24 protein-coding genes are annotated in these 24,646 nt (G+C 64.3%); 7 read left to right on the forward strand and 17 right to left on the reverse strand.

Annotated features, from left to right (window positions below; all coding sequences use genetic code 11):
- Nucleotides 1-72: 72 nt before the first annotated feature.
- Both DCN14_RS02350 and DCN14_RS02355 read right to left on the reverse strand, forming a co-directional pair.
- A complete protein-coding gene (locus tag DCN14_RS02350) occupies nt 73-1,701 on the reverse strand; it encodes an NADP-dependent glyceraldehyde-3-phosphate dehydrogenase (protein WP_096500454.1) in 1,629 nt (542 codons plus the stop codon).
- Nucleotides 1,702-2,251: 550 nt separating this feature from the next.
- On the reverse strand, nt 2,252-3,202 hold the full coding sequence (locus tag DCN14_RS02355) for a LysR family transcriptional regulator (RefSeq protein ID WP_096500452.1): 951 nt from the start codon (nt 3,200-3,202) through the stop codon (nt 2,252-2,254).
- Between the two features lie 226 nt (nt 3,203-3,428).
- Between DCN14_RS02355 and DCN14_RS02360 the strand changes: the two genes are divergently transcribed.
- Entirely contained in the window at nt 3,429-4,454 is a 1,026-nt protein-coding gene (locus tag DCN14_RS02360; protein WP_096500450.1) for a DUF1338 domain-containing protein, read from the forward strand.
- Nucleotides 4,455-4,697: 243 nt separating this feature from the next.
- Here the strand turns inward: DCN14_RS02360 and DCN14_RS02365 are convergent, their stop codons facing one another.
- Genes DCN14_RS02365 through DCN14_RS02375 form a run of 3 tightly spaced genes read right to left on the reverse strand, consistent with a single transcriptional unit; the run spans nt 4,698 to nt 5,536 of the window.
- Nucleotides 4,698-4,895, reverse strand: coding sequence for a CsbD family protein (locus DCN14_RS02365; RefSeq protein WP_096500448.1), 198 nt, complete (start codon nt 4,893-4,895; stop codon nt 4,698-4,700).
- 56 nt (nt 4,896-4,951) lie between these two features.
- A complete protein-coding gene (locus DCN14_RS02370) occupies nt 4,952-5,302 on the reverse strand; it encodes a BON domain-containing protein (RefSeq protein WP_096500446.1) in 351 nt (116 codons plus the stop codon).
- Between the two features lie 42 nt (nt 5,303-5,344).
- Entirely contained in the window at nt 5,345-5,536 is a 192-nt protein-coding gene (locus DCN14_RS02375) for a hypothetical protein (protein WP_096500444.1), read from the reverse strand.
- A gap of 393 nt (nt 5,537-5,929) precedes the next feature.
- Between DCN14_RS02375 and DCN14_RS02380 the strand changes: the two genes are divergently transcribed.
- The 4 genes from DCN14_RS02380 to DCN14_RS02395 all read left to right on the forward strand — a co-directional run bounded on the left by DCN14_RS02380 (nt 5,930) and on the right by DCN14_RS02395 (nt 10,752).
- Nucleotides 5,930-7,462, forward strand: a complete 1,533-nt coding sequence (locus DCN14_RS02380) for a helix-turn-helix transcriptional regulator (protein WP_096500442.1) — start codon at nt 5,930-5,932, stop codon at nt 7,460-7,462.
- Between the two features lie 185 nt (nt 7,463-7,647).
- Nucleotides 7,648-7,851: a CsbD family protein gene (locus tag DCN14_RS02385; RefSeq protein ID WP_096500440.1), complete on the forward strand. Its 204-nt coding sequence runs from the start codon at nt 7,648-7,650 to the stop codon at nt 7,849-7,851.
- Between the two features lie 382 nt (nt 7,852-8,233).
- Nucleotides 8,234-9,385 (forward strand): branched-chain amino acid ABC transporter substrate-binding protein, encoded by a 1,152-nt coding sequence (locus DCN14_RS02390; protein WP_096500438.1) that lies wholly within the window; start codon nt 8,234-8,236, stop codon nt 9,383-9,385.
- A 194-nt stretch (nt 9,386-9,579) separates the two neighbouring features.
- Nucleotides 9,580-10,752, forward strand: coding sequence for an FAD-binding oxidoreductase (locus DCN14_RS02395; protein WP_096500436.1), 1,173 nt, complete (start codon nt 9,580-9,582; stop codon nt 10,750-10,752).
- 169 nt (nt 10,753-10,921) lie between these two features.
- Here DCN14_RS02395 and DCN14_RS02400 read toward each other — a convergent pair whose 3' ends face one another.
- The 5 genes from DCN14_RS02400 to DCN14_RS02420 form a co-directional block, all read right to left on the reverse strand.
- A complete protein-coding gene (locus tag DCN14_RS02400) occupies nt 10,922-12,253 on the reverse strand; it encodes an MFS transporter (protein ID WP_205212590.1) in 1,332 nt (443 codons plus the stop codon).
- A gap of 110 nt (nt 12,254-12,363) precedes the next feature.
- A complete protein-coding gene (locus tag DCN14_RS02405) occupies nt 12,364-13,116 on the reverse strand; it encodes an SDR family NAD(P)-dependent oxidoreductase (RefSeq protein WP_096500434.1) in 753 nt (250 codons plus the stop codon).
- A gap of 70 nt (nt 13,117-13,186) precedes the next feature.
- Nucleotides 13,187-13,564, reverse strand: coding sequence for a RidA family protein (locus DCN14_RS02410; RefSeq protein WP_096500432.1), 378 nt, complete (start codon nt 13,562-13,564; stop codon nt 13,187-13,189).
- Nucleotides 13,561-14,451 carry an alpha/beta hydrolase gene (locus DCN14_RS02415; protein WP_096500430.1) on the reverse strand — a complete coding sequence of 297 codons (891 nt, stop codon included), beginning with the start codon at nt 14,449-14,451 and terminating at the stop codon, nt 13,561-13,563. The genes DCN14_RS02410 and DCN14_RS02415 overlap by 4 nt, the downstream gene beginning before the upstream one ends.
- A gap of 38 nt (nt 14,452-14,489) precedes the next feature.
- Nucleotides 14,490-15,602: a porin gene (locus tag DCN14_RS02420; RefSeq protein WP_096500428.1), complete on the reverse strand. Its 1,113-nt coding sequence runs from the start codon at nt 15,600-15,602 to the stop codon at nt 14,490-14,492.
- Between the two features lie 174 nt (nt 15,603-15,776).
- On the opposite strand from DCN14_RS02420, the gene DCN14_RS02425 reads away from it, so the two are divergent.
- Nucleotides 15,777-16,523 (forward strand): FCD domain-containing protein, encoded by a 747-nt coding sequence (locus DCN14_RS02425; RefSeq protein ID WP_096500553.1) that lies wholly within the window; start codon nt 15,777-15,779, stop codon nt 16,521-16,523.
- Nucleotides 16,524-16,779: 256 nt separating this feature from the next.
- Here DCN14_RS02425 and DCN14_RS02430 read toward each other — a convergent pair whose 3' ends face one another.
- The 7 genes from DCN14_RS02430 to DCN14_RS02460 form a co-directional block, all read right to left on the reverse strand.
- Nucleotides 16,780-17,676 carry a DMT family transporter gene (locus DCN14_RS02430; RefSeq protein WP_096500426.1) on the reverse strand — a complete coding sequence of 299 codons (897 nt, stop codon included), beginning with the start codon at nt 17,674-17,676 and terminating at the stop codon, nt 16,780-16,782.
- Nucleotides 17,677-17,820: 144 nt separating this feature from the next.
- Nucleotides 17,821-18,393 (reverse strand): PAS and helix-turn-helix domain-containing protein, encoded by a 573-nt coding sequence (locus DCN14_RS02435; RefSeq protein ID WP_096500424.1) that lies wholly within the window; start codon nt 18,391-18,393, stop codon nt 17,821-17,823.
- A gap of 35 nt (nt 18,394-18,428) precedes the next feature.
- A complete protein-coding gene (locus DCN14_RS02440; protein ID WP_096500421.1) occupies nt 18,429-19,007 on the reverse strand; it encodes a DUF5943 domain-containing protein in 579 nt (192 codons plus the stop codon).
- Nucleotides 19,008-19,031: 24 nt separating this feature from the next.
- A complete protein-coding gene (locus tag DCN14_RS02445) occupies nt 19,032-20,003 on the reverse strand; it encodes a dipeptidase (protein WP_096500419.1) in 972 nt (323 codons plus the stop codon).
- 56 nt (nt 20,004-20,059) lie between these two features.
- Entirely contained in the window at nt 20,060-21,406 is a 1,347-nt protein-coding gene (locus tag DCN14_RS02450) for an MFS transporter (protein WP_096500417.1), read from the reverse strand.
- Between the two features lie 452 nt (nt 21,407-21,858).
- Nucleotides 21,859-23,040 carry a serine hydrolase domain-containing protein gene (locus DCN14_RS02455; protein ID WP_096500415.1) on the reverse strand — a complete coding sequence of 394 codons (1,182 nt, stop codon included), beginning with the start codon at nt 23,038-23,040 and terminating at the stop codon, nt 21,859-21,861.
- 255 nt (nt 23,041-23,295) lie between these two features.
- On the reverse strand, nt 23,296-23,574 hold the full coding sequence (locus tag DCN14_RS02460; protein WP_115531354.1) for a hypothetical protein: 279 nt from the start codon (nt 23,572-23,574) through the stop codon (nt 23,296-23,298).
- Nucleotides 23,575-23,639: 65 nt separating this feature from the next.
- Here DCN14_RS02460 and DCN14_RS02465 point away from each other — a divergent pair, with 65 nt between their 5' ends.
- Complete coding sequence (locus DCN14_RS02465) at nt 23,640-24,587, forward strand: GlxA family transcriptional regulator (protein ID WP_096500411.1); 948 nt, start codon at nt 23,640-23,642, stop codon at nt 24,585-24,587.
- Nucleotides 24,588-24,646 lie beyond the last annotated feature (59 nt).

Below are 24,646 nucleotides of genomic sequence, written 5' to 3' on the forward strand. Positions count from 1 at the left end.
GGACGACGCGCGCTCGTCCGGACGATCCGCCGCACGAACGCACGGCGGATCGTTCGCGCCTCGCGCCGTGCGTCAGAAAATGAAGCCCGTGTTGATGAACTTCGAGTAGTGATCCGACACGATCGAGTCGAGCAGCTGCTTGCTGCCGTCGGTCTGCTTCGCCGCAACCATCGAGCGGATCGAGAACGCGCGCAGCGCGTCGGTCACCGACAGCGTGCCTTCGGCCGAATCCTTGCGTCCCGCGAACGGGAACACGTCCGGCCCGCGCTGGCACTGGCAGTTGATGTTCACGCGGCACACCTGGTTCACGAGCGGATCGACGAGCGCGCCGATCTGCGCCGGATCGGAACCGAAGATGCTGACCTGCTGGCCGTGCTCCGACGTGGTCACGTAGTCGAGCGCGGTTTCGACGTCGTCGAACGGCGCGACCGGGATGATCGGCCCGAACTGTTCTTCGCGATACAGCTTCATCCCTTCAACGACCGGATACACGACGGCCGGATAGAACAGCGTCTTGCTGAACTCGCCGCCCTGGTGATTGACGACCTGCGCGCCCTTGGCCTTCGCGTCGTCGATCGCGTCGGTCATGTACGCGGTGCGATGCATGCCCGGCAGCGGCGTGATGCTGACGCCTTTCTCCCACGGCATGCCGATCTTCAGTTGCTCGAGCGCGGCGGTGAAGCGCTCCAGGAATGCGTCGACAATCGAGCGATGCACGAGCAGCATCTTCAGCGCGGTACAGCGCTGGCCGTTGAACGACAGCGCGCCGAGCAGGCACTCCTTCACGGTGAGGTCGAGATCGGCATCGGGCAGCACGATCGCCGCGTTCTTCGCGTCGAGGCCGAGAATCGCGCGCAGCCGGTGCGATTTCGGATGCTGCTTCTTCAGGTGATCGGCGACCTTGCTCGAACCGATCAGCGCGAGCACGTTGATCTTGCCCGACGCGAGCATGTGCGGCACGACCACGGCGCCCGGCGCGTAGATCGTGTTGATCACGCCTTTCGGGAATGCGTCGCGGAACGCCTCGAGCAGCGGTTCGAACAGCAGCGTGCCGTACTGGGGCGGCTTGAACACCACGGTGTTGCCCATCAGCAGCGCGGGGATCAGCGTCGCGAACGTCTCGTTCAGCGGATAGTTGTACGGCCCCATGCACAGCACGACGCCGAGCGGCGTGCGGCGAATCTGGCCGATCGTGCCTTCGGCGATCACGAAACGCGAGTTCGCGTTGTCGAGCTCCTTCAGCGCGTCGATCGTCTGCGTCATGTACGTGACGGTGCGGTCGAACTCCTTCTGCGAATCGGCGAGGCTCTTGCCGATCTCCCACATGATCAGGTTCACCACGAGCTCGCGCTGCGCGACCATCCGCTTGATGAAGTCCTGCATGCACGCGATGCGTTGCTCGACCTTCATCGTCGGCCACTCGCCGCGGCCCGAGTCGTACGCGCGCACCGCGGCGTCGAGCGCCGCGTCGCTTTCCGTCTCGCCCATCACCGGGTAGCTGCCGATCTCCATCTGCGCGACGCTGCCGTCCGGCTGCCGCACGCACACCGGCGACAGCACGGTCTTGGTCGTGCCGTCCCACGGGCGCAATGCGCCGTCGACCAGCGACACGCGCTGGTGGATCGGCGAAGCGAGCCGGTATTCGGCGGGGATGTCCTGATAGGCGGGAAACAGCTGCTGCAGAGAGGCGGAATCGGGCATGACGGTCTCGTTTGACGGGGGGCCGGAAAGGACGGGCGACACGGAATCCTGAGCTGAATGATCCTCGATCCTGAATCGGCATCATGACGCGCGCACGACGTCGCGTCACGCGGCGGCATGGCCGAAACACACGATGGAACCAGTTCCATTAAAAAGCAACGCCGTGCCGATTGCAAGAATTGCCGACCGCCGTCGTTCAATCCGAAAGGAATTTGACGGATTGTGTCCGGTTATGAGGGGTATGCCGCCCAGCGCATGCGCAAACGTTTTACTTCGGGCGGTTTGAGTGGATAATGGCCGGCGCGGCACAGCAAAAAATGCAGGGAACCTGAGAGAACCTATGCAGTGAAGAAGAAAGAAAGTCCGCCGCGCCGCCGATACGAGGTCGGCTGCCCGGAGCGTCGGGCCGGGGTTGCCCCGGCCCGACGCGCACCGGACACACGGGCCGTCGTTCGTTCGGTCCTTCCTTCCGGCGATTTCGTCGCCGCGATTGCCCCGCTTCTGGATTCCCCGCCGAGACGCAGGCACTGAACGCCTGGCGCACGTGACGCTATTCGACGTCCTCGTCGTCTTCGTCATCCTCCACGTCGCGTTCCTCCTGCCCCGGCGCCGCATACGCGCTCGCCTGTTCCAGCAGCCATGTGCGGAACGATTCGAGCGGCTTGCTGTGACTGAACTCCGTCGGATACACGAGGTAGTACGCCGAATCGCCGACCGTCGCCGCGTCGCACGGCACGACGAGACCGAGCTGCTGCAGCTGTTCCTCGACGAAGAACTTCGGCACCAGCGCGATTCCGAGCCCGGCCGCGGCCGCGCTGATCAGCATCGTATGCAGCTCGTAGCGCACGCCCTGCATCGTGCGGATGTCCTCGATGCCGTGCGTCTCGAACCATTGCGCCCACGCGCCGGGACGCGTGGTGGAGTGCAGCAGCGGATACGCGAGCAGATCCTCCACGCGTTCGACCGGCCCGTGGAGCAGCGCCGGCGAGCAGATCGGCACGACTTCCTCGCCGAACAGGTAGTCCGACGACGTGCCGGGCCAGGTCGGCTTGCCGTAGTGGATCGCGGCTTCGAAGTGGGTGTCTTCGAACGAGAACAGGTCGGTGCGGCTGCCCATGTTCACGCGCACGTCCGGCGTGCGGTCGTAGAAGCTCTTGATGCGCGGGATCAGCCAGTGCGACGCGAAGGTCGGCAGCACCGCGAGCTCCAGATAGCCACCGCCGCTGCCGTGCGCGATGATCGACAGCGTGTCGCGGTCGAGCGCCTCCAGCGCGCGCCGCACCTGTGTGCCGTACAGCTTGCCGGCGCGCGTCAGCACGACGCGCTGCTTCACGCGCGCGAACAGCCGCACGCCGAGGCTCGCTTCGAGCGTCGCGATTTGCCGCGACACCGCGCTCTCGGTCAGGAACAGCTCCTTCGCCGCGTGCGTGAAGCTTTCGTGGCGCGCCGCGGCTTCGAAAGCCACGAGCGCACCCATGTTGGGGATCTTGAATTTGCGCATGATGCTCTTTTTGTCTGACGAACGGACCCGTCCGAGGCGGGCCGGCGGACGCGTGCTGAGACCGTGAATAATTCCAAAAACTCATCACATGTCAATTTAATCTCGCTTTACGCCCCGCTGCAACCCTTTGAATAATGCTTCCCGTGCAAGGTCAGGCGCCCGCCGGGCGGCCGGCCACCGAGTTGCCGGCACGTTTGCCGGCGGTCCCCCCGACACGAGAATCCTGATGCGCAATCCGAATATCGAGAGCTTGCTGACGAAGCTGCTGGGACAGGCGAAGACCGACGCCCTGTTCGCGACCCTGAACATGCCGGCCGTCCTCGAAGAGTGGGAAGCCGACGTCGTCACGCGCGCGGAAATCGCGCAGGCGATGAACATGGCGCTGTTCGAAGGGCTGCTCGAACGTTCGGCGAACGGTCGCGCCTATACGGCCGACGCGATCGAAAGCGGCGGTTCGGTGTACTTCGATCACGGCGCGCTGCGCACGGTGCGCTGGCCGCATACCGGCGCGCTGCCGCCGGGCGAAGCCGCGTTCACGCGCATCCTGCGTCCGCTCGGCTTCCGCCTGAACGGCCGTTATCCGCTCGACAAGCTCGGCATGACCGGCCGCGCCTATGCGCATGAAGACGCACCGGACGAGATCGCGCAGTTCTTCGTCAGCGAACTGCATCCGGAACGCTTCTCGAAGGAATTCCAGCAGGCCGTGACGAACGTCGTGCGCTCGTCGCGCGACCCGCTGTCGCCGGCGGCCGTCGCGCTCCTGTGGGAGATCGAGCGCGAAGGCTGGCTGTCGCTCGACGCCGCGCACGCGCTGCTGCCCGAAATCGTCGGCGCATTCGCCCGCCAGCACGACCTGCCGAACGAACTCGACTACGAGACGCTGCTGCTCGAATCGGCCGAGATGGCCTGGATCGCGACCGAAGGCAACGCGTTCAACCACGCGACCGATCGCGTGACCGACGTGTTCAAGCTGTCCGACGACGAGAAGGCGAAGGGCCGGCCGATGAAGCCGGAAGTCGAACGCTCGCGTTCGGGCCGCGTGTTTCAGACGGCCTATCGCGCGGACATCGTCGAGCGCGAATTCCGCACGCGCGACGGCGGCACGGTCAAGCGCAACGTGCCGGGTTCGTTTTACGAATTCATCACGCGCCGTCGCACGTTCGACCAGGCGGCGCGCCGCTGGGTGACGGACCTGCGCTTCGATGCGGGCAACGCGCAAGGCATCTTCAAGATGACGGCGAACGCGAAGTAAGCGCGGCACGTCGCCATCGCGCACCGGGCGTAAAAACAGGCGGGCCGGCGGCTGATTTCAGCCGCCGGCCCGTTTCGTTACATGGGCGCCGCGCCGTCAGAAGAGGTGCGTGATCAGAAAGAACAGCACCAGCAGCCCGATCGGTACGCCGAGCAGCCATGCGAGCAGATACTTGCCCATGTCGGTGTTCTCTTCGTTGCCGCGACGCGCGGTGCGCCGCGGCGGGGTGAGACGGCTCGCGCGTTACAGCTCGCGATCGAAATCGCGCAACTGCTTCTCGGCTTCGTCGCGCGCGATCCCGTAACGCTCCTGGATCTTGCCGGCCAGATAGTCGCGGTTGCCTTCGGCGACCGTCAGGTCGTCGTCGGTCAGCTTGCCCCACTTGGCCTTCAGCTTGCCGGTGAGCTGCTTCCACTGGCCCTTGATCTTGTCCTCGTTCATCGTGTGCTCCTCGTTGAGTAGGGGGAGAAAAGCGCGGCGCTCGGCCGCTGGATAGCTCAGGCCTTCGCCTTCAGCCCGGATGCGTCGACGTGCGTCACGCCCTTGATCGCGCGCGTCACGGCGACGGCCTTCTTCACGGCGATCTTCGTCGGCAGCACGCCGGTGAGCGTGACGACGCCGTCCACCGTCTTCACGCTGATGTCGGTGCTCTTCACGCCATCGGTGGTCGCGAGTTCGCTCTTCACCTTGGTCGTGATCCACGTGTCGGTGACGGGCTGGTTCGATTCGGCCGTCATGCCGGCGTCGGCCGACGAAGCCTGGGCCTGTGCGTTCGCGAGCGGCGCGGCGGAAAGCAGGAAGGCCGCGCTGACGGCGAGCAGCGTCGAAAGGTGCGAGGTGTTGTTCATCGATGTTCTCCTTCGATTGGCTTGGTGAATGAGCGAGTCGGCTCATGCGGATCGCGTGGCGCGCGCCGCTTGCCGCGCGATCGGCGTGTCGTAGCCGGGCTCGCGCGGCGGCAGGTCCGGGCGCGGCACGTCGGGAGGCAGCGGCACCGGCGGATCGGTGCCGGGCGGCGGTTCGGGCGGAGTATCCGGGGCCGGTTCGGGCCGCGTCGGATCGGGTGTCTGATGCAGTTTCATCAGGGAAACCTCCTCTGCGGTGTGGAAGGGCAGCGTGTGAGCGCCGATGCAATACCAGCGTACCGGCGCGAACGCACGCGGACATCGCGCAAATTCACCGGGTTCGCTAGTGCGTTTGCATGGGGGACGGAACAGTGCGCGGGAACAGGGAATGCGCCCGAATGCGCCCGTTGCACGCGCCACGCGCGACGACGGGTGGAGGGCCGCGCTGCGCCGCTCGGCGGGGTATCGCACGATGCCGACGCGGCGTGCGAATGTACTATCGGGCATAGTGCATCCGCGTCTGTCGCCTGTACCGGCGGCACGCGATCATCGCCACAGGCGCCCGCCGGCGCGCGCCGGTCACGATGCGACCGGACCGGCAACCATGCTGACGACGTGGACCCCCATCCAATGGACGAACGAGTAAACGAACAGGTGCTGAAGTCGCATACCGACCGGCGCCAGCTGCACCAGATCATCGCGGGGCTCACCGAGGGCGTGATCCTGATCGAGCCCGACCAGCGCATCGTGTGGGCGAACGAGGCCGCGCTCGCGATGCACGGCGTCACCGCGCTCGCGGCGCTCGGCGCGAACGTCACCGAGTATCGCGAGCGTTTCCGCCTGCGCTACCGGAACAACCATCCGGTGCGCGACGGCCACTATCCGATGGATCGCGTGATCGCGGGCGAGGAGTTCAGCGACGTGACGGTCGAAGTCGAATCGGCTGCCGACGAGAACGTGAGCTGGGTCCACCGGATCCGCAGCCTCGTGCTGACGAACGCGGCCGGCGAGCCGGACTGTCTCGCGCTCGTGCTGCACGACGCGACCGAGTGGGCGAGCGCGGAGGAGCGCTTCGAGCGCACGTTCAGCGCGAATCCGGCGCCGGCCGTGATCTGCCGGCTCGACGACTTGCGCTACGTGAAGGTCAATCAGGGCTTCCTCGACATGACGGGCTACGTGCGCGACGACGTGCTCGGCCGCTCCGTCTACGAGATCGACGTGCTGGAGCAGGCCGAGCGGCGCGAACTCGCGATCGAGCGGCTCGGCGAGGGGGCGACGATTCCGCAGATGGAGGCCGTGCTCAAGTGCGCGGACGGCAGCATCAAGGCGGTCGTCGTCGCCGGGCAGCCGATCGACATGAGCGACGAGGCGTGCATGCTGTTCACGTTCATGGATCTCGAGCCGCGCAAGCAGGCCGAGCTCGCGCTGCGGCAGAGCGAGGAGCGGTTCGCGAAGGCGTTCCGGATGGCGCCGGTCGCGACCGCGATCGTCACGGCCGACGGTTTCGAGCTGCTCGACGTCAACGATGCCTTCGTCGGGATGACCGGCCACGCGCGCGACGACCTGCTCGGCAAGTCCGCCGACGAGATCGGGTTGTGGGCGGAGCGCGGCGCGCGGCAGCACCTCGACAGCCGGCTCGCGCGCGACGGCAGCGTGCGCAACGCCGACGTGCAGATCCGCACGCAGGACGGCGACCTGCGCGATTGCGTCGTGTCGGCCGATCCGGTCGCGATTCACGGGCAGGATTGCCTGCTGATCGCGCTGCTCGACATCAGCGACCGCAAGCGCACCGAGATGGAGCTCGTCTATGCGATCGAGACGGCGATGCAGGATGCGTCATGGTTCAGCCGCACGCTGATCGAGAAGCTCGCGAACGTGCGGCGCGCGAATGCGCCGGATGCGGGCGCGCAACTGTCGGACCTCACCGCGCGCGAGCGCGACGTGTTCGACCTGCTGTGCCACGGCCTCGCCGACAAGGAGATCGCCGGGCGCCTCGGCCTCGCGCCGAATACGGTTCGCAATCACGTCGCGACGATCTACGCGAAGCTCGACGTGCATAGCCGCGGCGAGGCGATCGTGTGGGCACGCGAGCGCGGCATCGTCGGCGCGGCCAACACGGGTGGTGCGCGCGGCGAGAAGGGCGGCGCGAACGGCAAGAGCTGACTCCGATCGTCCCGCCGTCGACGCCGCGATTCGACGCCATCGGTACGGATGCACCACGCAGGCTGGTGCATTGGCATCTGCCGCATACGGCGCGCGGCTGCGATCCTGTCCACTCGGCGGTGCGGCGCGGGGGCGCCCGCGAGTGGCCGCATTGCCGTCTCCCCAAATCATCGCAGGAGACGACCATGGACAGGAATCGCATCGAAGGCAAGCTCAAGCAAGTGAAGGGTTCGGTCAAGGAAGCACTCGGCAAGGTGACGGGCGATCGCGAGACGGAAGCGGAAGGCGTGGCGGAGCAGCAGGCCGGCAAGCTTCAGGAGAAGGCCGGCGAGGCGGCCGACGCGGTGCGCAAGCATACGGGCACCGACACGCACATCGACCAGCACTGACGCACCGACCGTCATCGGTGCGGATCGCGCGATGCGCGACGCGTCATGGCTGCCCGAAGCAGCGGTGATTCTTCATCGGCATGACCCGGCGCGGCATGGGTGCACGGGCATCTGCGCGCATTCCGCCTGAAATCTTCCCTCCCGGCCCGCCGTCGCGCGGGCCGTCTGCCGTCCGGCGCGACGGCACTTGATGACAATTTCTCACAACATAGTTCCGATATTTCGTTTGCTGCACGCGTATTGGCTACCCACAATCGGTTCACCTCTTTCGCGCTGACAGGTTCCCCGGAGACGGAACCGCGGTGATCCGCCGGCACGTGAAAGATTGCCGGCGCGCGACGGTCGCGCGTCGCACACCGACCCCTAGAAGAAGGATTGGCCGATGACGTTCCGCATTCGTTCGCTTTCCGGCATTGCGTTGACCGCCGCGATGTTCGCGTTCCAGACGGGCACGGCCCACGCTCAGGAGACGGTCGTCAAGGTCGGCGTGGCCGTGCCGTTGACCGGCAGCGGCGCCGCCTACGGCAAGGACATCGAGAACGGCGTGCGCATGGCCGTCGACGAGGCGAACGCAGCACACACGATGATCGGCGGCAAGCCGGTGAAGTTCGTCGTCACGTCGCAGGACGACCAGAGCGATCCGCGCATCGGCGTGCAGGCCGCGCAACAGCTGACCGACGCGCAGGTGGCCGTCGTGATCGGCCATTTCAACTCGGGCACGACGCTGCCCGCGTCGAAGATCTACGCGAAGGCCGGGATTCCGATGATCACGCCGTCGGCGACCAATCCCGACATCACGCGCGCCGGGCTCGGCACCGTGTATCGCGTGATCGCGACCGACACGCAGAACGCCGGCAACGCCGGTGCGTATGCGGCGGGCGTGACCAAGGCGAAGCGCATCGCGATCATCGACGACCGCACCGCGTTCGGCCAGGGCGAAGCCGACGAATTCGAGAAGGCCGTGAAGGCCAACGGCGGCACGATCGTCGCGCGCGAGTTCACGAACGACAAGGCCGTCGACTTCAGCGCGCAGCTCACCAAGATCAAGAGCACGAACGCCGACCTGGTGTTCTTCGGCGGCCTCGACGCGCAGTCGGCGATGCTCGTCAAGCGCATGCGCCAGCTCGGCATCCGCGCGCAGTTCCTGGCCGGCGGCGGCGTGATGAACGCGAACTTCATCAAGCTCGCCGGCAATGCGGCCGAAGGCGCTTCCGTGTGGGAATACGGGCAGCCGCTCGCGCGTCTCGCGAAGGGCAAGCAGTTCGAAACCAAATTCAAGCAGAAGTACGGCGTCGACATGCTTGCGTACGCACCGTTCGCGTACGACGCGACGTGGATCGCGATCAACGCGATGCAGAAGGCGAACTCGACGAAGCCGGCCGATTTCAACGGCGCGCTGAAGAGCACGCGCTACGACGGCATCACGGGCACGATCGCGTTCACGAACACGGGCGACCTGAAGAACCCGAGCTCGACGCTGTATGAAGTGAAGAACGCCGCGTGGCAGCCGGTCACCACGCAAACGGCGAACTGAACACCCGAACGCGCGCGGGCTTTCGCGGCGCGCCCGGACGTGCTGAAATACCACGAGCGATCGAATGCGATCGCGGCGCATGTCGGGGCGATTCGCCGGGTGGTCCGCACGCACGGCGCCGCGCGCGACGCGGCACGAACAACCTTCGGGCGCGGCCGGCTGGCCGCGCCTTATACGTGCAATTGGAGTCAGTCGTGAGTTCTCAAGTCGTCATCGTTGGCGGTGGTGTGATCGGCAGCTCGATCGCCTATTTCCTGCGTGCTACCGATCCGACGGTTTCCGTGACCGTCATCGAACGCGATCCCACCTATGCGAAGTCGTCGTCGGCGCTGTCGGCCGCGTCGATTCGCCAGCAGTTCTCGACGCCGTTGTCGATCGAGATGTCGCTGTTCGGGATCGACTTCCTGCGCAATATCGGCGAGCGGCTCGAGGTCGACGGCAACCGGCCGTCGATCGACCTGCACGAAGGCGGATATCTGTTTCTCGCGACGCCCGCGGGCGACGCGACGCTGCGCGAGAACCACGCGCTGCAAACCCGGCTCGGCGCCGATATTCGCCTGATGGATCGCGATGCGCTGCGCGCGAAGTTTCCGTGGCTGAACGTCGACGATCTCGTGTCGGGCGCGTACGGCGTGAGCGGCGAAGGGTGGTTCGACGGTTACGGGCTCGTGCAGGCGCTGCGCAAGAAGGCGCAGGCGCTCGGCGCGCGCTATGTGCCGGCCGACGTGACGTCGGTCGTGCGCGATGGCCGCAAGATCACGCATGTCGTGACGGGCGACGGCGAGCGTTATGCGTGCGACACGGTCGTCAATGCGGCAGGCGCGTGGACGCGCACGCTGTCGTCGATGATGGGCATCGACATTCCCGTGTATGCGCGGCGTCGCAGCATCTTCAACGTGTCGTCGCCGGCGAAGCTCGCCGATTGTCCGCTGCTGATCGATCCGACCGGTGTGTATTTCCGGCCGGAAGGACGCACGTACATCTGCGGGACGTCGCCGAGCCCGGATCGCGATCCGGACGATCTGCCGCTCGACGAGGTCGATCACGACCTGTTCGACGAAGTGATCTGGCCGACGCTCGCGAATCGCGTGCCGGAGTTCGAAGCGCTGCGCGTGGAGAACTGCTGGTCCGGGTACTACGAGTACAACGTATTCGATCACAACGCGATCATCGGCTATCACCCGGAACTCGACAACGTCGTGTTCGCGAACGGGTATAGCGGCCACGGGTTGCAGCAAGGGCCTGCGACCGGGCGCGGGGTGAGTGAACTGATTCTGGGCGGGCGGTATGACTCGCTCGACCTGTCGTCGCTCGGCTGGGCGCGCGTGCTGGAAAACCGGCCGATCGTCGAAAAGAACGTCGTGTAGCGCGGCGTGACCGCCCGGTGTGGGGTGGGCGGGATTCTCCTTGTGTCTCAATCTGTGGCCCGGCTTTGCCGGGCTTTTTTTGTTTGTCGCGGCGTTCCGGGAACGCCCGGGGGGCGTCGGTGTTCGGCACACAAGGTGCCTCTCACACCGCCCGATAGGCAAGCATGGCTTACCTATCCTCGGAGCCCAGCGCCGGCGCCCCAATCGGCATCTCCGCCGTTCTAAATCGATCCGGATACGGCAACAGCGCTGCAAGCAGAGTTGCTACGCCAATGCCGCCTGCCATGACATACGTCGCGGCGGTGAAATTCTCCGTCATGCCGCGGATCCAGCCAATCAGATACGGAGCGGTGAAGCCGGAGAACGCGCTGATCGTGTTGATCAGCGCAAGGCCACCGGCGGCGCCAGCGCCGCTCAGAAAAGTCGACGGTACCGCCCAGAACACGCTAAGCGCGCCGACGATGCCGGTGGTCGCGATGCAAATGAAGCAGAACGACAGCAGCGGATTTCCCGCGGTCATGGCACTGACCACGAGGCCGACCGTTCCGATCGCGAGAGGAATCGCAAGGTGCCAACGGCGTTCTCGCGTGCGATCCGAATGCTTGCCGTTCACCAGCATCGCGATCGTCCCGAGCAGAAACGGAATCGCATTGACGAAGCCGATCTGTATGAGAGACAGACTGGACATCTGCTTGAGCACTTGCGGGAGCCACACGGACACGCCAAAGAAACCAATGCCGATGCAGAAGTACAGCAGGCCGAGCATCCACACGATCGGCTTCGACATCGCCACACGGAAACTGGACGTCCCGAGTTTTTCCGCAGACTTACGATCTTGCTCCATTCGCGTGACAAGCCATCCGCGTTCGGAGTCCGACAGCCACTTCGCGTCGATGGGACGATTGGTCAAATAGAAAAACGTAACGATGCCGAGAACGACAGCCGGAACGCCCTCGACGATGAACATCCATCGCCAGCCCGACAGACCTGCCATCTGATCGCTCATCGACATGACGATGCTCGACAGCGGCGCGCCAACGACGATGGAAAGCGTATTGGCCGAATAGACCTGGCCGATCGCCTTCGCCCGGTACTCGGCGGGAAACCAGTAGGTCAGGTAATACATCACGCCTGGCAGGAAGCCGGCTTCGGCCACCCCGAGCAGAAAGCGCGCGCTGTACAACTGATAAGGGCTTTCGATCCAGGCCTGGCCGATGGACACGAGACCCCATGTGAAAATGATCCGCGCGATCCACGTACGCGCGCCGAAGCGACGCATCAGCAAGTTGCTCGGAATTTCGAAGATGATGTATCCGAGGTAAAAGATACCAGCGGCAAAGCCGAACATCTGCGGGGTCAGGCCCAGTTCCTTGTTCATCTGCAGGGCTGCGAAGCCGATGTTCGCTCTGTCAAGATAGTTGACGAACCAGATGATGAAAAGCAGTGGAATCAGGTGTGCCGTCAGCTTCCTGATTGTCGATCTTTCGAGCTCGTGTTCCACGGTAGCTCCATAAATTGAGGTACATGAATAACGCTGTCTCCGTGATCGGAGCCAGCGGGCCGCCGGTTTTTGTCTGTGCCGCGCGCGCGTAATGTTTCAGGCGGGCCGTGCTAGATGCCGAGACCGCCCAGCGACTTGCCTCCGTCGACGAACAGCGTCTGGCCCGTCACAAAGCGGCTTGCCGCCGATGCAAAGAAGGCAATCGCATCTGCAATGTCGTATGGCGACGCGGCCGCGCCGCTTTGCTCGAGCGCCACCGCCGAGGCATACTGATCGGCCGGCATGCTGCGCGTCATCGGTGTGTCGGTGAAGCCGGGTGCGATGGAGTTGACCGTGATCTGCCGCGCTTTCAGTTCCATCGCCATCGCGCGCGTGAGGCCGATCACTCCCGCCTTGGAGGCAACGTAGTCCGCGAAGCCTTTCCCTCCGAGCGCGCCGCGCGACGACACGGTAACGATGCGCCCGCCAGCCTGCATGCGGCGTGCTGCTTCCTGCGCACACACGAATACGCCGAGAAGATTGACCTCGAGTGTGCGTCGGAAATCGTCGTCGGAGATTTCATCGAAATAGCGTGCGGCGTAGATGCCGGCGGCGCACACCATCACATCGACGCGCGCCTGCGCATCCAGAATGTCCGCGATCTGACGCCGGTTGCAGACGTCGGCGACTCCGCCTGCGACGCTGAGTCCGCGCGCGTTGAGTTCGTCGACGGCCCGCTGAACGGCGTCGGCGTTGCGGTCGATTGCGACCACATGAAAGCCGGCCTTCGCCAGCACCTCGACGGTTGCGAGGCCGATGCCCGAAGCGCCGCCGGTGACCAGCGCGGTTTGTTTTTTGGTGGCGGTATGAGCAGTTGATTGCATGATGGACTACCTTTTAGCTGACAAAATCCGGTTTCAGGTTAATGAGCGTCGAGTGGGCACCGTGGCCCACTCACGTCTCAAGCACGGCATAAACCACCATTTCGATCCGCATCCCGGGGGCAACCAGCGATCTCACGGCAACACTCGAACGGTTCGGATAGGGTGGCGCAAAGAATTCGCGATAGACGGCATCGACGGCCGCCATGTCGCTCTCGTCGACGAGATAGATAAGCACCTGCGCGACGTCACTCATCTGTGCACCGGCGGCATTGACGGCGCGGCGTACGTTTTCCAGTGTGAGGCGCGCTTGCTGCCCGATTGAGCCGGTCTCGATCGAGCCGTCTGCCCGCACCGGTCCGTGAGTCGTGAACAGCAGGCCCGCCCCCTTGGCTGCCCACGAAAATGGCTGGGCGAGCCGGGGCAATCCAATGTCGATGTTTTCCTTCATGCTGGACTCCGTTTGATCAACTGTTCCAGTCGCCTGTACCACGCACCGTCTGCGTGGCGCAGGGTGGTGTGGGTTGCGAAATGATCGAGCATGGGCTCCATATGGACGGCGCAATCGGCGGGTTGTTGCGCGAGCAGCGCGGCCATCCGCTGGTTCGCGCGGATCACGCGCTCGCTGTCGAATTCGCCGTAAGACAGGTACATTGGCACGGTATTGCATGCAGTCCAGCAGAGCGGGCTCATCAATGCGTCTTCGGCCGCATCGCGCAGCACCATCGAGTAGACGCGTTCTTCCATGCTGCCGGGTATGGGCTCCGGATGGTGCAAGTCCATCACACCGCTGATCGGCAGGCACGCGCGGATCGAGTCCGGATCAATCCCGGCCTGTGCGGCATCGCGGCGTCGCAGCGCCACGAGCGCCGCGATCTGTGCGCCTGCCGAGTGCCCGGCCAGATACAGCCGCCCCGGATCGCCACCGAAACTCGACGCATGACCGATCACGTGACCCAGCGCGGCGAGCGCATCGTCGAATGCGGCCGGCAAGCGGTTCTCCGGAGCGAGCCGGTATGTTGGCGCGACCAGCACCATGCCCAACCGTGTGACCGCGTCCGCCATGAACGACACGTACTCCTTGTAGCCGTTGGTCCAGCCGCCGCCATGCCAGAACACGAGAATCGGCGCGTGGCGCAAACCCGTAGCGCCGAATACGTCGTACCTGTGCTGCTCGTGCGGGCCATACGCGCAGTTCTTCACTACTTCGATGGTATCCGGCAGCGCCTCACCCGACCATTCGAGCACGGTCGTTTCGTAGGTTTGTGCGGCCTCGAACGGCAGAGGCGGCTGGGGACGGAGGGGCTCCCGGCTGGAGATTATGCGATGGGTGTTCATGCTATTCACGTATTGCTTAGGATTGGGAATAGTTCGGATCAGAACTTGTGGCGGATCCCGAGCGACACGGAAACCTGCTGTTTCGAACTCGACGGCGAGTTGTCGTAGATCTGCGCGAATTGCGCATCGCCAGCGGCCTTCTGGTAGATGCCGACGAGGAACAAATCGGTGCGCTTCGACAAAAACCAGTCGATGCCTGTGTCCACCTGGTGCCACTTCGGCGTTTTGCCGGTCTGTGCATAGCGACCGTCGGTGTAGATGTAGCCGAGGCCGATGAGCATGGTGGGCGTCAGATAGTCGGTCGCCGTGACTTCATAGTTGCTGAGGCCGAGGCTCGAGTGATCCAGGTAATCGAACTGCGTGTGCGTATACAGCAACGAGAAGCGCGTGGCGCCGAGCGTATATGACGCCCCCGCGCCATACATCTGTTGTTTGCGGATCCCGGCACCCTGTGCACTGGACGCGAAGGGCGAAAAGAGGCCGTAGTCGCCGGATACGGCGCCGCCGGTGTTGCCCGTATCGTTCGGCGACAGCAGCGAGTGATAGGCGATAGCCAGATTCACCGGGCCGTTGGCGTACGTGAGCCCGACATTGAAGTCGCTGTTGTCCGCGAATCCGTCTGCCTTGTTCGAAAATGAATAGGACGTCAGGAACTGCAGTCCGGATAGGGTGGGGCTCTGGTACTGCACGTTGTTGTTGAGCCGGAAGGTCGGGAACAGGTTGTCGTTGTCGCCGATCGGCGGCCCGTAGGTCGCGAACTGCTGTGCCGCTTCGAATCCGCCGAGGCTTTGCGACATCGTGTCGTACTGGCGGCCGAACGTCAGCGTTCCGAATCGTTCGTTCGTCATGCCGACGAAGGCCTGGCGGCCGAACATTCGACCACCTTGACCAAGCGTACCGTTCGTTATGCTAAATCCATTTTCGAGCGTGAAGACCGCCCTGGTGCCGCCGCCCAGATCCTCGCTGCCCTTCAGGCCGAAACGCGATCCCTGCTGGATGCCGCTCGCCATCTGTACCTGTTTTTGACCCCCGGCATTGTTCGTGTACATCAGTCCTTCGGAAATCAGCCCGTACAACGTCACACTGCTTTGGGCACACGCGGGCCCGGCAATGCCGGCCGAAACACAAAACAGCAGCAGATAACGCTTCATTCCCCTCTCCAATCAGGTTCGCTCTGGTGGCGCGCTCGATGCCCACTGCATCGCGCTATGAAAAACAGTATTGTTTACAAAATCGACTGTCTATATAAATTTTATGATTTGCATAAATTTAGTGGTTTACACTGAATGTTCTGTAATGTGTAAATTTGTGCGATGATTGTGGCGATGGGGAAACGCTGGGAGGTCAATAACGTGGGGCATCCGGGACAAACCGCACAGCGCGGGCGGCCGCAAGCACCGGCAGATACCGGCAAGGCGACGCTTGCGGAACATGCGTACGAAATCCTGCAGAACGATCTGCTGGCAGGTCAGTTTCGGCCTGGTGAAAAGCTGCGGCCGCAGGCTTTGCAAGACCGGTATGGCGTTGGCATCAGCCCGATCCGCGAGGCGTTGATGCTGCTTAGCTGCGACGGGCTCGTTGCAAACGAAGGCCAGCGAGGTTTTCGCGTCGCGGAGATGTCCAGGGACGACCTGCTAGACATCGTCGACACGCGCAAGAAGATCGAAACGGAACTGCTGGCCGACGCGATCAAGCATGGCGATGAAGATTGGGGGGCGGAGATCAGCGCAGCGTTCTACAAGCTCGTGCACACGCCGTTGCCTGCCCCGGACGACATCGAAGCGGGGCATCGGTGGGAACTCGCGCACCGGCGCTTTCACTTCGCGCTGTTGGCGGCTGCTCGGTCAAACTGGCTGCGTCGTATCGACGAGCAGCTTGTGAGGCATTCTGAACGCTACCGGCGCATACGTATCGTCGACCCGCAATCGCAGGCCGCGCTAGCGCGCGACATCGTGATAGAACATCAGGACTTGATGGATGCAGTGCTCAAGCGCGAGACCGAGCGAGCATGCGAACTGCTGCGGGCACATATCGACGAAACCGCCCAGATCGTCTCCAAGTTGTTTGATTGACCGATTTGGGCGAACAGCAGGTCCGTGAAGGATGATCAGAGCAAGCACTCGCGTGTGCGCTCTCTTTCTCGTACCGGCGGACGCGGTATTTAACGCTCGCTACATGGTGCAACGGCGCAAACCCTGAACCCGTCCGTAGCCTGATGTTAGCCCGGATCGATCGAGTGGCCGTAGCGGGTTTGCAAGCAACATTCACATCCGCAGAAACCCACGAAGCCCTTTCTTTGCCGAGACCGACCGGCGGGAAAACCGCTTCCTACGACATCGCGCGCTGAACCATGCGCTGCCGCCCGAGATGCAGCGTCACCACGCTCAGGATGATCAGAACGAGCGCGATGCACTCCGGCAGGCCGAATTTCTCGCCGACGGCCCAGCCGATCAGCAGCGCGACGGCCGGCGCCATGTAGGTCGCCCCCGACGACGCCACCGCGCCGAATTCGGCCAGCAGGTAGTAATACAGCAGGAACGAGATCCCCGTGCCGAGAATCCCGCCGCCGATGACGAGGCCGATCCCCGCCAGCGGATGGCCGACGATGTGCGAGATGCCGTCGAAATGCGTGACGGCTGCCAGCGCGACGATCGCGATTCCCATCTGCCACGTCGCCAGCGTGAGCGGCGGCAATTGCAGCGGGCTCAGGAACGCACGCACGTAGACGTACGACAGGCCGAGCACGAGCGAGCTCGTCAGGAGCCAGAACACGCCGGACAGCGCGATCGTGCTGCCGGCGCCCTCCCACGGGCGGGCGATCAGCGTGATCCCGAGAAATCCGAGCAGCACGCCGCCCGCCATCACGCGATTGAGCCTTTCGGATTTCAGGAAGAGCGCCGAGAAGATCGCGGTAAAGAGCGCGGCCGCATTGCCGAGCACGGCCGCGATGCCGGACGGCAGCAGCGCGGTGCCCTGCGTGATGGCGAAATAGTAGAACGCGGTTGCGACGAGCCCCATCACGATGAAGTGGTGAAGGTGGCGTAGCTGGCGAACGTGAATGACTTTTCGTTGCCACGCGACGAACGCCAGCGGCAGGAAGCCGAACAGCACGCGCACGAAGGCGATCTGCATCGGGCTGATGAACTGCGACGCGTACTTCATGTAGATGAAGTTGGATCCCCAGAAGAGGCCGAGCAGGAGGAATGCGACGCGTGCGAGCTTCATGATGGCGATCGTTCGAGGAAAATCGTGATGCGTTGCGCATCACGTACGCTGTCCGGGAGTATGAAGAGGATAAGGACTCGCATGATGCGGGTCCATGCGCGCTGCTTACCTAGGTAAGTGCGCGGCGTCACGCGCGTGCGCGACTCAGGCCAGCAGGCGGGCGATGAGATCGTGTGTCGTCCGGACTTCGTACTTCCGCAACAGGCTTGCGCGATGGATGTCGACGGTGCGCGGGCTGATGTTCAGCTCCTTGCCGATTTCCTTGCTCGTCAGGCCGTGCACCAGAAATGCGGCGACGTCGCGCTCGCGTTCGGTCAGCGTGCTGGTGACGTCGGGATGCTTCGTGTCGCCCGACAGGTCGGTGAAGGTCCAGATGGCCAGCTCGAAGGGGCGCTTCGGGTTGTAGCCGAAGCCGCAGACGGTGACCCAGAAATGGCTGCCGTCGATGCGCCGCATGATGCGGTCGTCGCTGAAGCCCGCGTGTTTCGCGAGCAGCGGGGCAAGGCGGCGGCCGGTCGTCGCGAAGTCCTTCTGCTCCGGATACAGCTTCGCGAACGACTGATCGATGATGTCGTCGCGGGTCGCCCTGAACAGGTGCAGCGCGCGGTCGTTGCAGTCGACCATGATGCGTTCCTTCGCCACGATGGCCGCGACCGGCAGATGCCGGAAGAGATCTTCGTAGTCGAGGCTGGGCATCGTGTCGGTCATGTTCGGCATCGCGTCGACGGGCCCGAACCGGATTCGGACCCAGGCTATCGGGCAGGTTCACTCCGGTCCGATTGTAGCTGTAGCGCTTGCCGCGCGAGCGGCTCGACACGAAAGATGCAGCACGCGTGCCCCTCGCCCGCGCATTGCACTTCGGACGAATACGCGCGCGGGCCTTTGCTCGCCCCGTCGGCCGCGGTGTCGTTGACCCAGTCCATCGCACCGGCGAACCAGCCGGCGAACATGTAGCAGAGCTTGCCGTGCGCGTCGGGCCGGGCCAGCACGAAGGACGAGTGGTGCAGATGGATGCGCGCATGCGACGTCGCCGGATCGGCTTCGGCGATGCTGAACATCCCCCAGCCGCGCTGCGACAGCCGCTTCAGGTAGTGCTCGAACACCGCCATGCCGCCGATGCCGTGCTGCTTCGCCTCCTTGTCGCACCAGTGATAGGCCGACTTGTAGCCGGCCGGGTAGAGGATCGACGCATAGGCTTCGCGTCCCAGCGCTTCCTCGGCCGCCACGTGATTGTTCGTGAAGAAGTGGCGCGGGACGTACAGCATCGGCAATGCGTCGGTGGTCCAGACGCCGGTGTCCGGATCGACGTCGATGGGCAGTTGGGGCTGCATGGCGGCGACGTGTGTGTGTGCGGCTCAAACGTTCCAGACTTCGCCGAAGACCCGCAGCCAGTTCTCGCCCATCACCTTCCTGATGCGCGACTCGCTCCAGCCGGCGCGCTGCATCGCGGCGGTCAGGTTCGGGAATTCGCCGATCGTGCGGATGCCTTCCGGGTTGATGACCTTGCCGAAATCCGTCAGGCGGCGATAACGGCCCTTGTCGTGCGTGATCCAGTCGAAGAATTCCGTGCTGTAGCCCTGCGTGAAGTCCGTGCCGATACCGACCTTGTCCTCGCCGATCACGTCGATCACGTATTCGATCGCTTCGAGATAGTCGTCGATGGTGGCGTCGGCGCCGCGTCGCAGGAACGGCATGAACATCGTGACGCCCACGAAGCCGTTGGCTTCTGCGATCTCGCGCAGTTGATCGTCCGTCTTGTTGCGCGGATGCTCTTTCAGCCCGGACGGGCAGCAGTGCGAGTAGGTGACCGGCTTCTTCGAGCACGCGATCGCATCGGACGACGTCTTCGCGCCGACGTGCGACAGATCGACCATGATGCCGACGCGGTTCATCTCCTGGATCACTTCGCGGCCGTATCCGGACAAGCCGCCGTCCGGTTCGTAGGAGCCCGTGCCGACCAGGTTCTGCGTGTTGTAGCAGAGCTGCACGACATTCACGCCGAGTTCCTTGAACACTTCGATATAGCCGAGATTGTCCTCGAACGCATACGAGTTCTGGAAGCCGAAGATGATGCCGGTCTTGTTCTCCCGCTTCGCGCGCAGGATGTCGTCCGTCGTGCGCACCAGCGTGAGGATCTCGCTGTATTCGCGGATTTTCTGCTTCATTTCCGCGATGTTGTCGATCGTCTTCTGGAAGTCTTCCCACACCGAGACCGTGCAGTTGACGGCCGTGACGCCGCCCTTGCGCATGTCTTCGAACACCGATCGCTCGAACTTGGAAATGTTCAGGCCGTCGATGATGATGCTGGAGTCGTGAAGGCTCGTCATGGTGTCTCTCGATGCGTTGATTTTTTGCAGGCCGGCTCGACGAGCCGGACGTGTGTTCAAACGGCGCGTTCGACGCCGCGCTTTGCGGACTGGGCGGCTCTGCCCGTTGCCGGGCCGGCATCTTCGAGCGCGGTCTTCGACGTTTCCGGCAGCGCCAGCCCGCCGATCATCGCGAAGATCGACACCGCGATCAGGTAGTACGCCGGCGACAGGTTGGTGCCCGTCGCGGAGATCAGCCACGTGGCGACGAGCGGCGCGGTGCCGCCGAAGATCGTGTAGGCGAGGTTGTACGTGATCGCGGAGGCCGTGTAGCGGGTCTTCGTCGCGAACACTTCCGACATCAGCGGGGCCGTCACCACACCCGAGAACACCGCGCCGATGGCGAGCAGCGCGACGCCGGCCAGCGAGTGCGACAACACGCCCGAGCCGCCCAGCGAGAAGGCCGGATAGACCGACACGATGATGAAGATGCAGGTGCTTGCGATCGTGGCGCGGCGGCCGACGAGATCGGAGAACAAGCCCGCAACCGGACACAGCGCCGCGGCGAACAGCAGGGCGAGGACCGTCACGAGCAGCGACGTGCCGCGCGACAGGTGGCCGGCCACTTGCAGGTAGGTCGCGAAATAGGTGGTGAACGTGTAGAACGACAGCGCGGTCACGGACACGAACGCACCGAGCTTCAGGATATTCCACGACTGCGAGTGCAGCGTTTCCATCAGCGGTGCGTGCGCGATGTCGTGCTTGCCTTCGAGCGCCTGGAACGCCGGCGTTTCATTCAGGTTGACCCGCAGGTAGACGCCGATGAGGCCGACCGGGGCGGCGATCAGGAACGGCACGCGCCAGCCCCAGTCGATCATCGCCTGCGACGACAGCGACGACTCGAGCAGATAGGCGACCACGGCCGCACAGGCGAACGACGAGAACGTCGACACCGGCACGAAGCTGCCGAAGAAGGCGCGACGGCGGCGCGGCGCGTGTTCCATCACGTAGGCGCATGCCCCCGCGTATTCGCCGCCTGCGGAAAAGCCCTGGACGCAGCGAATGATCGTGAGCAGCACGGGCGCCCAGTATCCGATGCTTGCGTAGGTCGGCAGCAGGCCGATCAGCGTCGTCGAGCCCGCCATCATCAGGATGGTCAGCGCGAGCGTGCGCTTGCGTCCGATGCGGTCGCCGATGACGCCGAAGATCAGGCCGCCCAGCGGACGGAATGCGAATGCCACCGCGAAGACGGCGAAAGTCTTCAGGAGTCCGATGGTCGGGTCGCCGCTCGGAAAGAACTCGCGCGTCAGGATCGTGGCGAGAAAGCCGTATGCGGCGAAATCGAACCACTCGACGAAGTTGCCGATCGACGCCGCGGCGATCACGCGCCGTAACGTTTTGGTGTCGACGTTTTGGGTGCTCATGGTCGTGTCCTTTTCAGATGCGCGCTCGTTTCGCGTCGAAACCATACTAGGGACGCCAATTACCTAGGTCTATACGTGTCAATTACCTAGGTAATCGGGGGCGGGGTGGGGCGCGTGATGAGGGTTTGCGAGATAGACGCCGGTCACGCGAGGCCCGGCGGGGCGTTCAACCGGTAGTCGGAGGCAGAGCCGGCTAACGTGGATTGAGTAGCCTTCACGTGTTTTTGTATCTCTTGGGCTACATATTGCCGACTGGCAATGTGTGTCCCCTGGGCCGCAATAAAACCAGATTGACCAATTCCTGATGCCCCGGGGGCGACAAATGACGACACTGTCCGATCGGGGCTGGTTTTGCCGGCGGGAATCGAGTGCGGGGAGTGACCGGCGTTCGATTCCGACGCCGCACGCCGATCTTGTCGACCCGGCTTCGCCGGGCCTTTCCATTCCACGCGTTACCGCACGCCATAGACGGCATCGCGCAGATCGACCGTGTATTGCCCGTTCATCCCTTCATACAGCGTGTTCGATAGCGACACGACGGTGAGCCCGCGGGCGCGGTCGACAAACCACGAGTGGCCGTATACACCGCCCCAGCGCCAGGTGCCCGCCGATTCCGGCGACGCGGCCGCCTGCGGGTCGCGCAACACCGAAAAGCCGATCCCGAAACCCACGCCGGGCCGGTCCGGCAACTCGACATCGCCCGTCTGGACGCGGCCCATCTCGTCGGCCAGCGCGGCAGGCAGCAGCGCGCCGCCGCCCGCGCGCAGCGTGTCGAGCACCTTCAGCACGTCGCCGGCGGTGCCGACCATGCCGGCGCCGCCCGACGGGAACGCATGCGCATCGAGCGCGCGCGACGGGGAGTAGGTCACGCCGACGAACCCTTCGACGATGGGAACCGTCTCGTTTTCCGCGAGCGGATGCGGCTGCGGCGTGTCGTTGACGTAAGGGGTGGCGAGCCGTGCGGCATCGCGTGCGACGAACGCCGTGTCGCGCGCACCGAGCGGACGCAGCACGAGCGCATCGATCGCGTCACCGAGCGGCACGCCGCAGACAGCCTCGATCAGCGCGCCGACGACGTCGATCGCGACTGAATAGTTCCAGCTCGTTCCGGGGGCGTACAGCAACGGCACGCTCGCGATCCTGCGCACGTTTTCGCCGAGCGTGATCGACGCGGCATCCAGGCCGTCGGAGATGCCCGCGCGGGCATAGACGCCATTCGCGTCGGCTTCCGCGAAGCGATAGCCGAGGCCGGCCGTATGCGTGAGCAGTTGGCGCACGGTGATCGTCGGCACGCGGCCGTCAGGCAGCGCGGGGCGGAAATCGGGCAGCCAGCGCGTGACGTCTTCGTCGAGCGACAGCTTGTGTTGTGCGACGAGCGCCATCGCAGCCGTCGAGACGATCGGCTTCGTCACCGACGCGAGCCTGAACAGCGTGTCTTCGCGCATCGGCGTGCGCGACTCGCGGTCGGCGAATCCGGCGGCGCGGCGATAGACGAGCTCGCCGTGGTGCGCGACCAGCACGACCGCGCCGACGAGGCGCTGCGTGTCGAGCTGGCGGGACAGGACCGCGTCGATGCGCGCGACGAGCGCCGGATCGGTTTGCGGTTGCGGTGACGATGAGGGCGTGGCGGTCATCCGGGACTCCGTCGTGGTGGGTCTGTTCGTCATATTAGGGGCGTTTGCCGGAAGCGGCGTTAACCCGTACATGGAAAAGGGCTACGAGTGCCGGGCGCGCCGACGTGCGGGCGCGAGCGATATGTCATCACTTGGGCGAGCGCGGCGGCGACCGGCACTTCGTCATATGGAGTAATAGCTGTAATCCGGGCTGAAATCTTCTTTGAGCCGTAACGGGCTAGACTGGTCTCGCCTTGTCCCCCCCAAGGTGTTGTTTTAGCTCCGCTCGGCCTGCGCCTCTCGGCGCGGGCCTATTTTTTGGCTGCCGCCATCGACGACACGACGATCGCCGACCGGATGCGCGTTGAAGGGCACACCGAGTGACCACCCGCCCGCCCGCGATACCGGCTCGCTCATGCGCATCATCGTGTCGAACGCGGCGACGACAACCGCCGCGCTGTCCTGCATGCCGACAGCCTTCGCGCAAGACAGCGCGCCCGTTACCCGTAGCGTGTTCGTGCGCCGGCCGGACGTTTTTCCGTCATGTGAAGCCATATGTCGGGATTCGAGGTTTTTCCGTAAAATACGCCTTTATCGGAATTCCCTTTGACTCATTCGTCATGCATCGAATTGGATTCTTCGTCTGCCGTGGGTACGATGTTCTCGATCTCGGCGGACCGCTTTCCGCGTTCAATCAGGTGGCGACGGCCGCCGGCCATACCCCGTACGATCTTCACGTCATCTCGCAGCCGGGCGGCCCCGTTCTCGGCAATGTGGGCATGCCGATCGAGACGAAGCCGATCGGGAGACGAACGTTCGACACCGTCGTTTTCGTGGGCGGCGACATCGCTCCGATGCAGACCTCGGAGAACATCGCCGCTGCCCGGAAATTGGGCGCCAAGGCGTCGCGGGTCGCAAGCGTGTGCACGGGCGCCTTTTTGCTGGCGGAAACCGGCTTGCTGGATGGCCGCAGAGCCACGACGCACTGGCGATACACGGCGCAATTGCAGTCGCGTTTTCCGCTCACACGGGTCGAGGGCGACAGTATCTATATCGCGGATGGCCACATCTGGACGTCGGCGGGCATCGCCTCCGGCATCGACCTGGCGCTCGCGATGATTGAAAGAGACATGGGGCCGGACGTTGCGCGCGCCGTCTCGAGGCTGCTGGTCGTTCCGTATCGACGGCCGGGCGGTCAGTCGCAATTTTCCGCGATGTCGCACATGGAGCCGGAGTCGGACCGTATCCGCATCGCGCTGAATTTTGCCCGCGAACATTTGGCCGAAGCGCTACCCGTCGAGCGGCTGGCCGACGCGGCGAGATTGAGTCCGCGACAATTCGGCCGCGCGTTTCGTCGGGAAACCGGCGAGACGCCGGCCAGGGCGGTCGAGCGTTTGCGGGTCGAAGCCGCGCGGCTGCGCCTGCAGGACGGTAGCGAGCCGATCGAACAGATTGCGCTCGCGGTGGGATTCACGGATCCCGAGCGGATGCGGCGGGCATTCGTCAAATTGCACGGACACCCGCCGCAATCGATCCGGCGTCAGAGCCGATTGAACGGCGAGCGCTGATCGATCGACAGTCCATCAGCGCTCGCCGCTCGGCCAGCGCGAGCCTGATGGCGCGCCGG

The organism is Burkholderia sp. IDO3 (assembly GCF_003366075.1).
GTDB lineage: Bacteria > Pseudomonadota > Gammaproteobacteria > Burkholderiales > Burkholderiaceae > Burkholderia > Burkholderia anthina.

What these genes read in the sequence shown, in the direction of transcription:
- DCN14_RS02360 (WP_096500450.1), top strand. Translation starts at nt 3,429, where the DNA reads ATGCGCAATCCGAATATCGAGAGCTTGCTGACGAAGCTGCTGGGACAG.
- DCN14_RS02440 (WP_096500421.1), bottom strand. Translation starts at nt 19,007, where the DNA reads ATGCAGCCCCAACTGCCCATCGACGTCGATCCGGACACCGGCGTCTGG.
- DCN14_RS02380 (WP_096500442.1), top strand. Translation starts at nt 5,930, where the DNA reads ATGGACGAACGAGTAAACGAACAGGTGCTGAAGTCGCATACCGACCGG.
- DCN14_RS02455 (WP_096500415.1), bottom strand. Translation starts at nt 23,040, where the DNA reads ATGACCGCCACGCCCTCATCGTCACCGCAACCGCAAACCGATCCGGCG.
- DCN14_RS02435 (WP_096500424.1), bottom strand. Translation starts at nt 18,393, where the DNA reads ATGCCGAACATGACCGACACGATGCCCAGCCTCGACTACGAAGATCTC.
- DCN14_RS02390 (WP_096500438.1), top strand. Translation starts at nt 8,234, where the DNA reads ATGACGTTCCGCATTCGTTCGCTTTCCGGCATTGCGTTGACCGCCGCG.
- DCN14_RS02450 (WP_096500417.1), bottom strand. Translation starts at nt 21,406, where the DNA reads ATGAGCACCCAAAACGTCGACACCAAAACGTTACGGCGCGTGATCGCC.
- DCN14_RS02425 (WP_096500553.1), top strand. Translation starts at nt 15,777, where the DNA reads ATGGGGAAACGCTGGGAGGTCAATAACGTGGGGCATCCGGGACAAACC.
- DCN14_RS02385 (WP_096500440.1), top strand. Translation starts at nt 7,648, where the DNA reads ATGGACAGGAATCGCATCGAAGGCAAGCTCAAGCAAGTGAAGGGTTCG.
- DCN14_RS02460 (WP_115531354.1), bottom strand. Translation starts at nt 23,574, where the DNA reads ATGGCTTCACATGACGGAAAAACGTCCGGCCGGCGCACGAACACGCTA.
- DCN14_RS02410 (WP_096500432.1), bottom strand. Translation starts at nt 13,564, where the DNA reads ATGAAGGAAAACATCGACATTGGATTGCCCCGGCTCGCCCAGCCATTT.
- DCN14_RS02430 (WP_096500426.1), bottom strand. Translation starts at nt 17,676, where the DNA reads ATGAAGCTCGCACGCGTCGCATTCCTCCTGCTCGGCCTCTTCTGGGGA.
- DCN14_RS02405 (WP_096500434.1), bottom strand. Translation starts at nt 13,116, where the DNA reads ATGCAATCAACTGCTCATACCGCCACCAAAAAACAAACCGCGCTGGTC.
- DCN14_RS02465 (WP_096500411.1), top strand. Translation starts at nt 23,640, where the DNA reads ATGCATCGAATTGGATTCTTCGTCTGCCGTGGGTACGATGTTCTCGAT.
- DCN14_RS02375 (WP_096500444.1), bottom strand. Translation starts at nt 5,536, where the DNA reads ATGAAACTGCATCAGACACCCGATCCGACGCGGCCCGAACCGGCCCCG.
- DCN14_RS02415 (WP_096500430.1), bottom strand. Translation starts at nt 14,451, where the DNA reads ATGAACACCCATCGCATAATCTCCAGCCGGGAGCCCCTCCGTCCCCAG.
- DCN14_RS02420 (WP_096500428.1), bottom strand. Translation starts at nt 15,602, where the DNA reads ATGAAGCGTTATCTGCTGCTGTTTTGTGTTTCGGCCGGCATTGCCGGG.
- DCN14_RS02445 (WP_096500419.1), bottom strand. Translation starts at nt 20,003, where the DNA reads ATGACGAGCCTTCACGACTCCAGCATCATCATCGACGGCCTGAACATT.
- DCN14_RS02365 (WP_096500448.1), bottom strand. Translation starts at nt 4,895, where the DNA reads ATGAACGAGGACAAGATCAAGGGCCAGTGGAAGCAGCTCACCGGCAAG.
- DCN14_RS02350 (WP_096500454.1), bottom strand. Translation starts at nt 1,701, where the DNA reads ATGCCCGATTCCGCCTCTCTGCAGCAGCTGTTTCCCGCCTATCAGGAC.
- DCN14_RS02355 (WP_096500452.1), bottom strand. Translation starts at nt 3,202, where the DNA reads ATGCGCAAATTCAAGATCCCCAACATGGGTGCGCTCGTGGCTTTCGAA.
- DCN14_RS02370 (WP_096500446.1), bottom strand. Translation starts at nt 5,302, where the DNA reads ATGAACAACACCTCGCACCTTTCGACGCTGCTCGCCGTCAGCGCGGCC.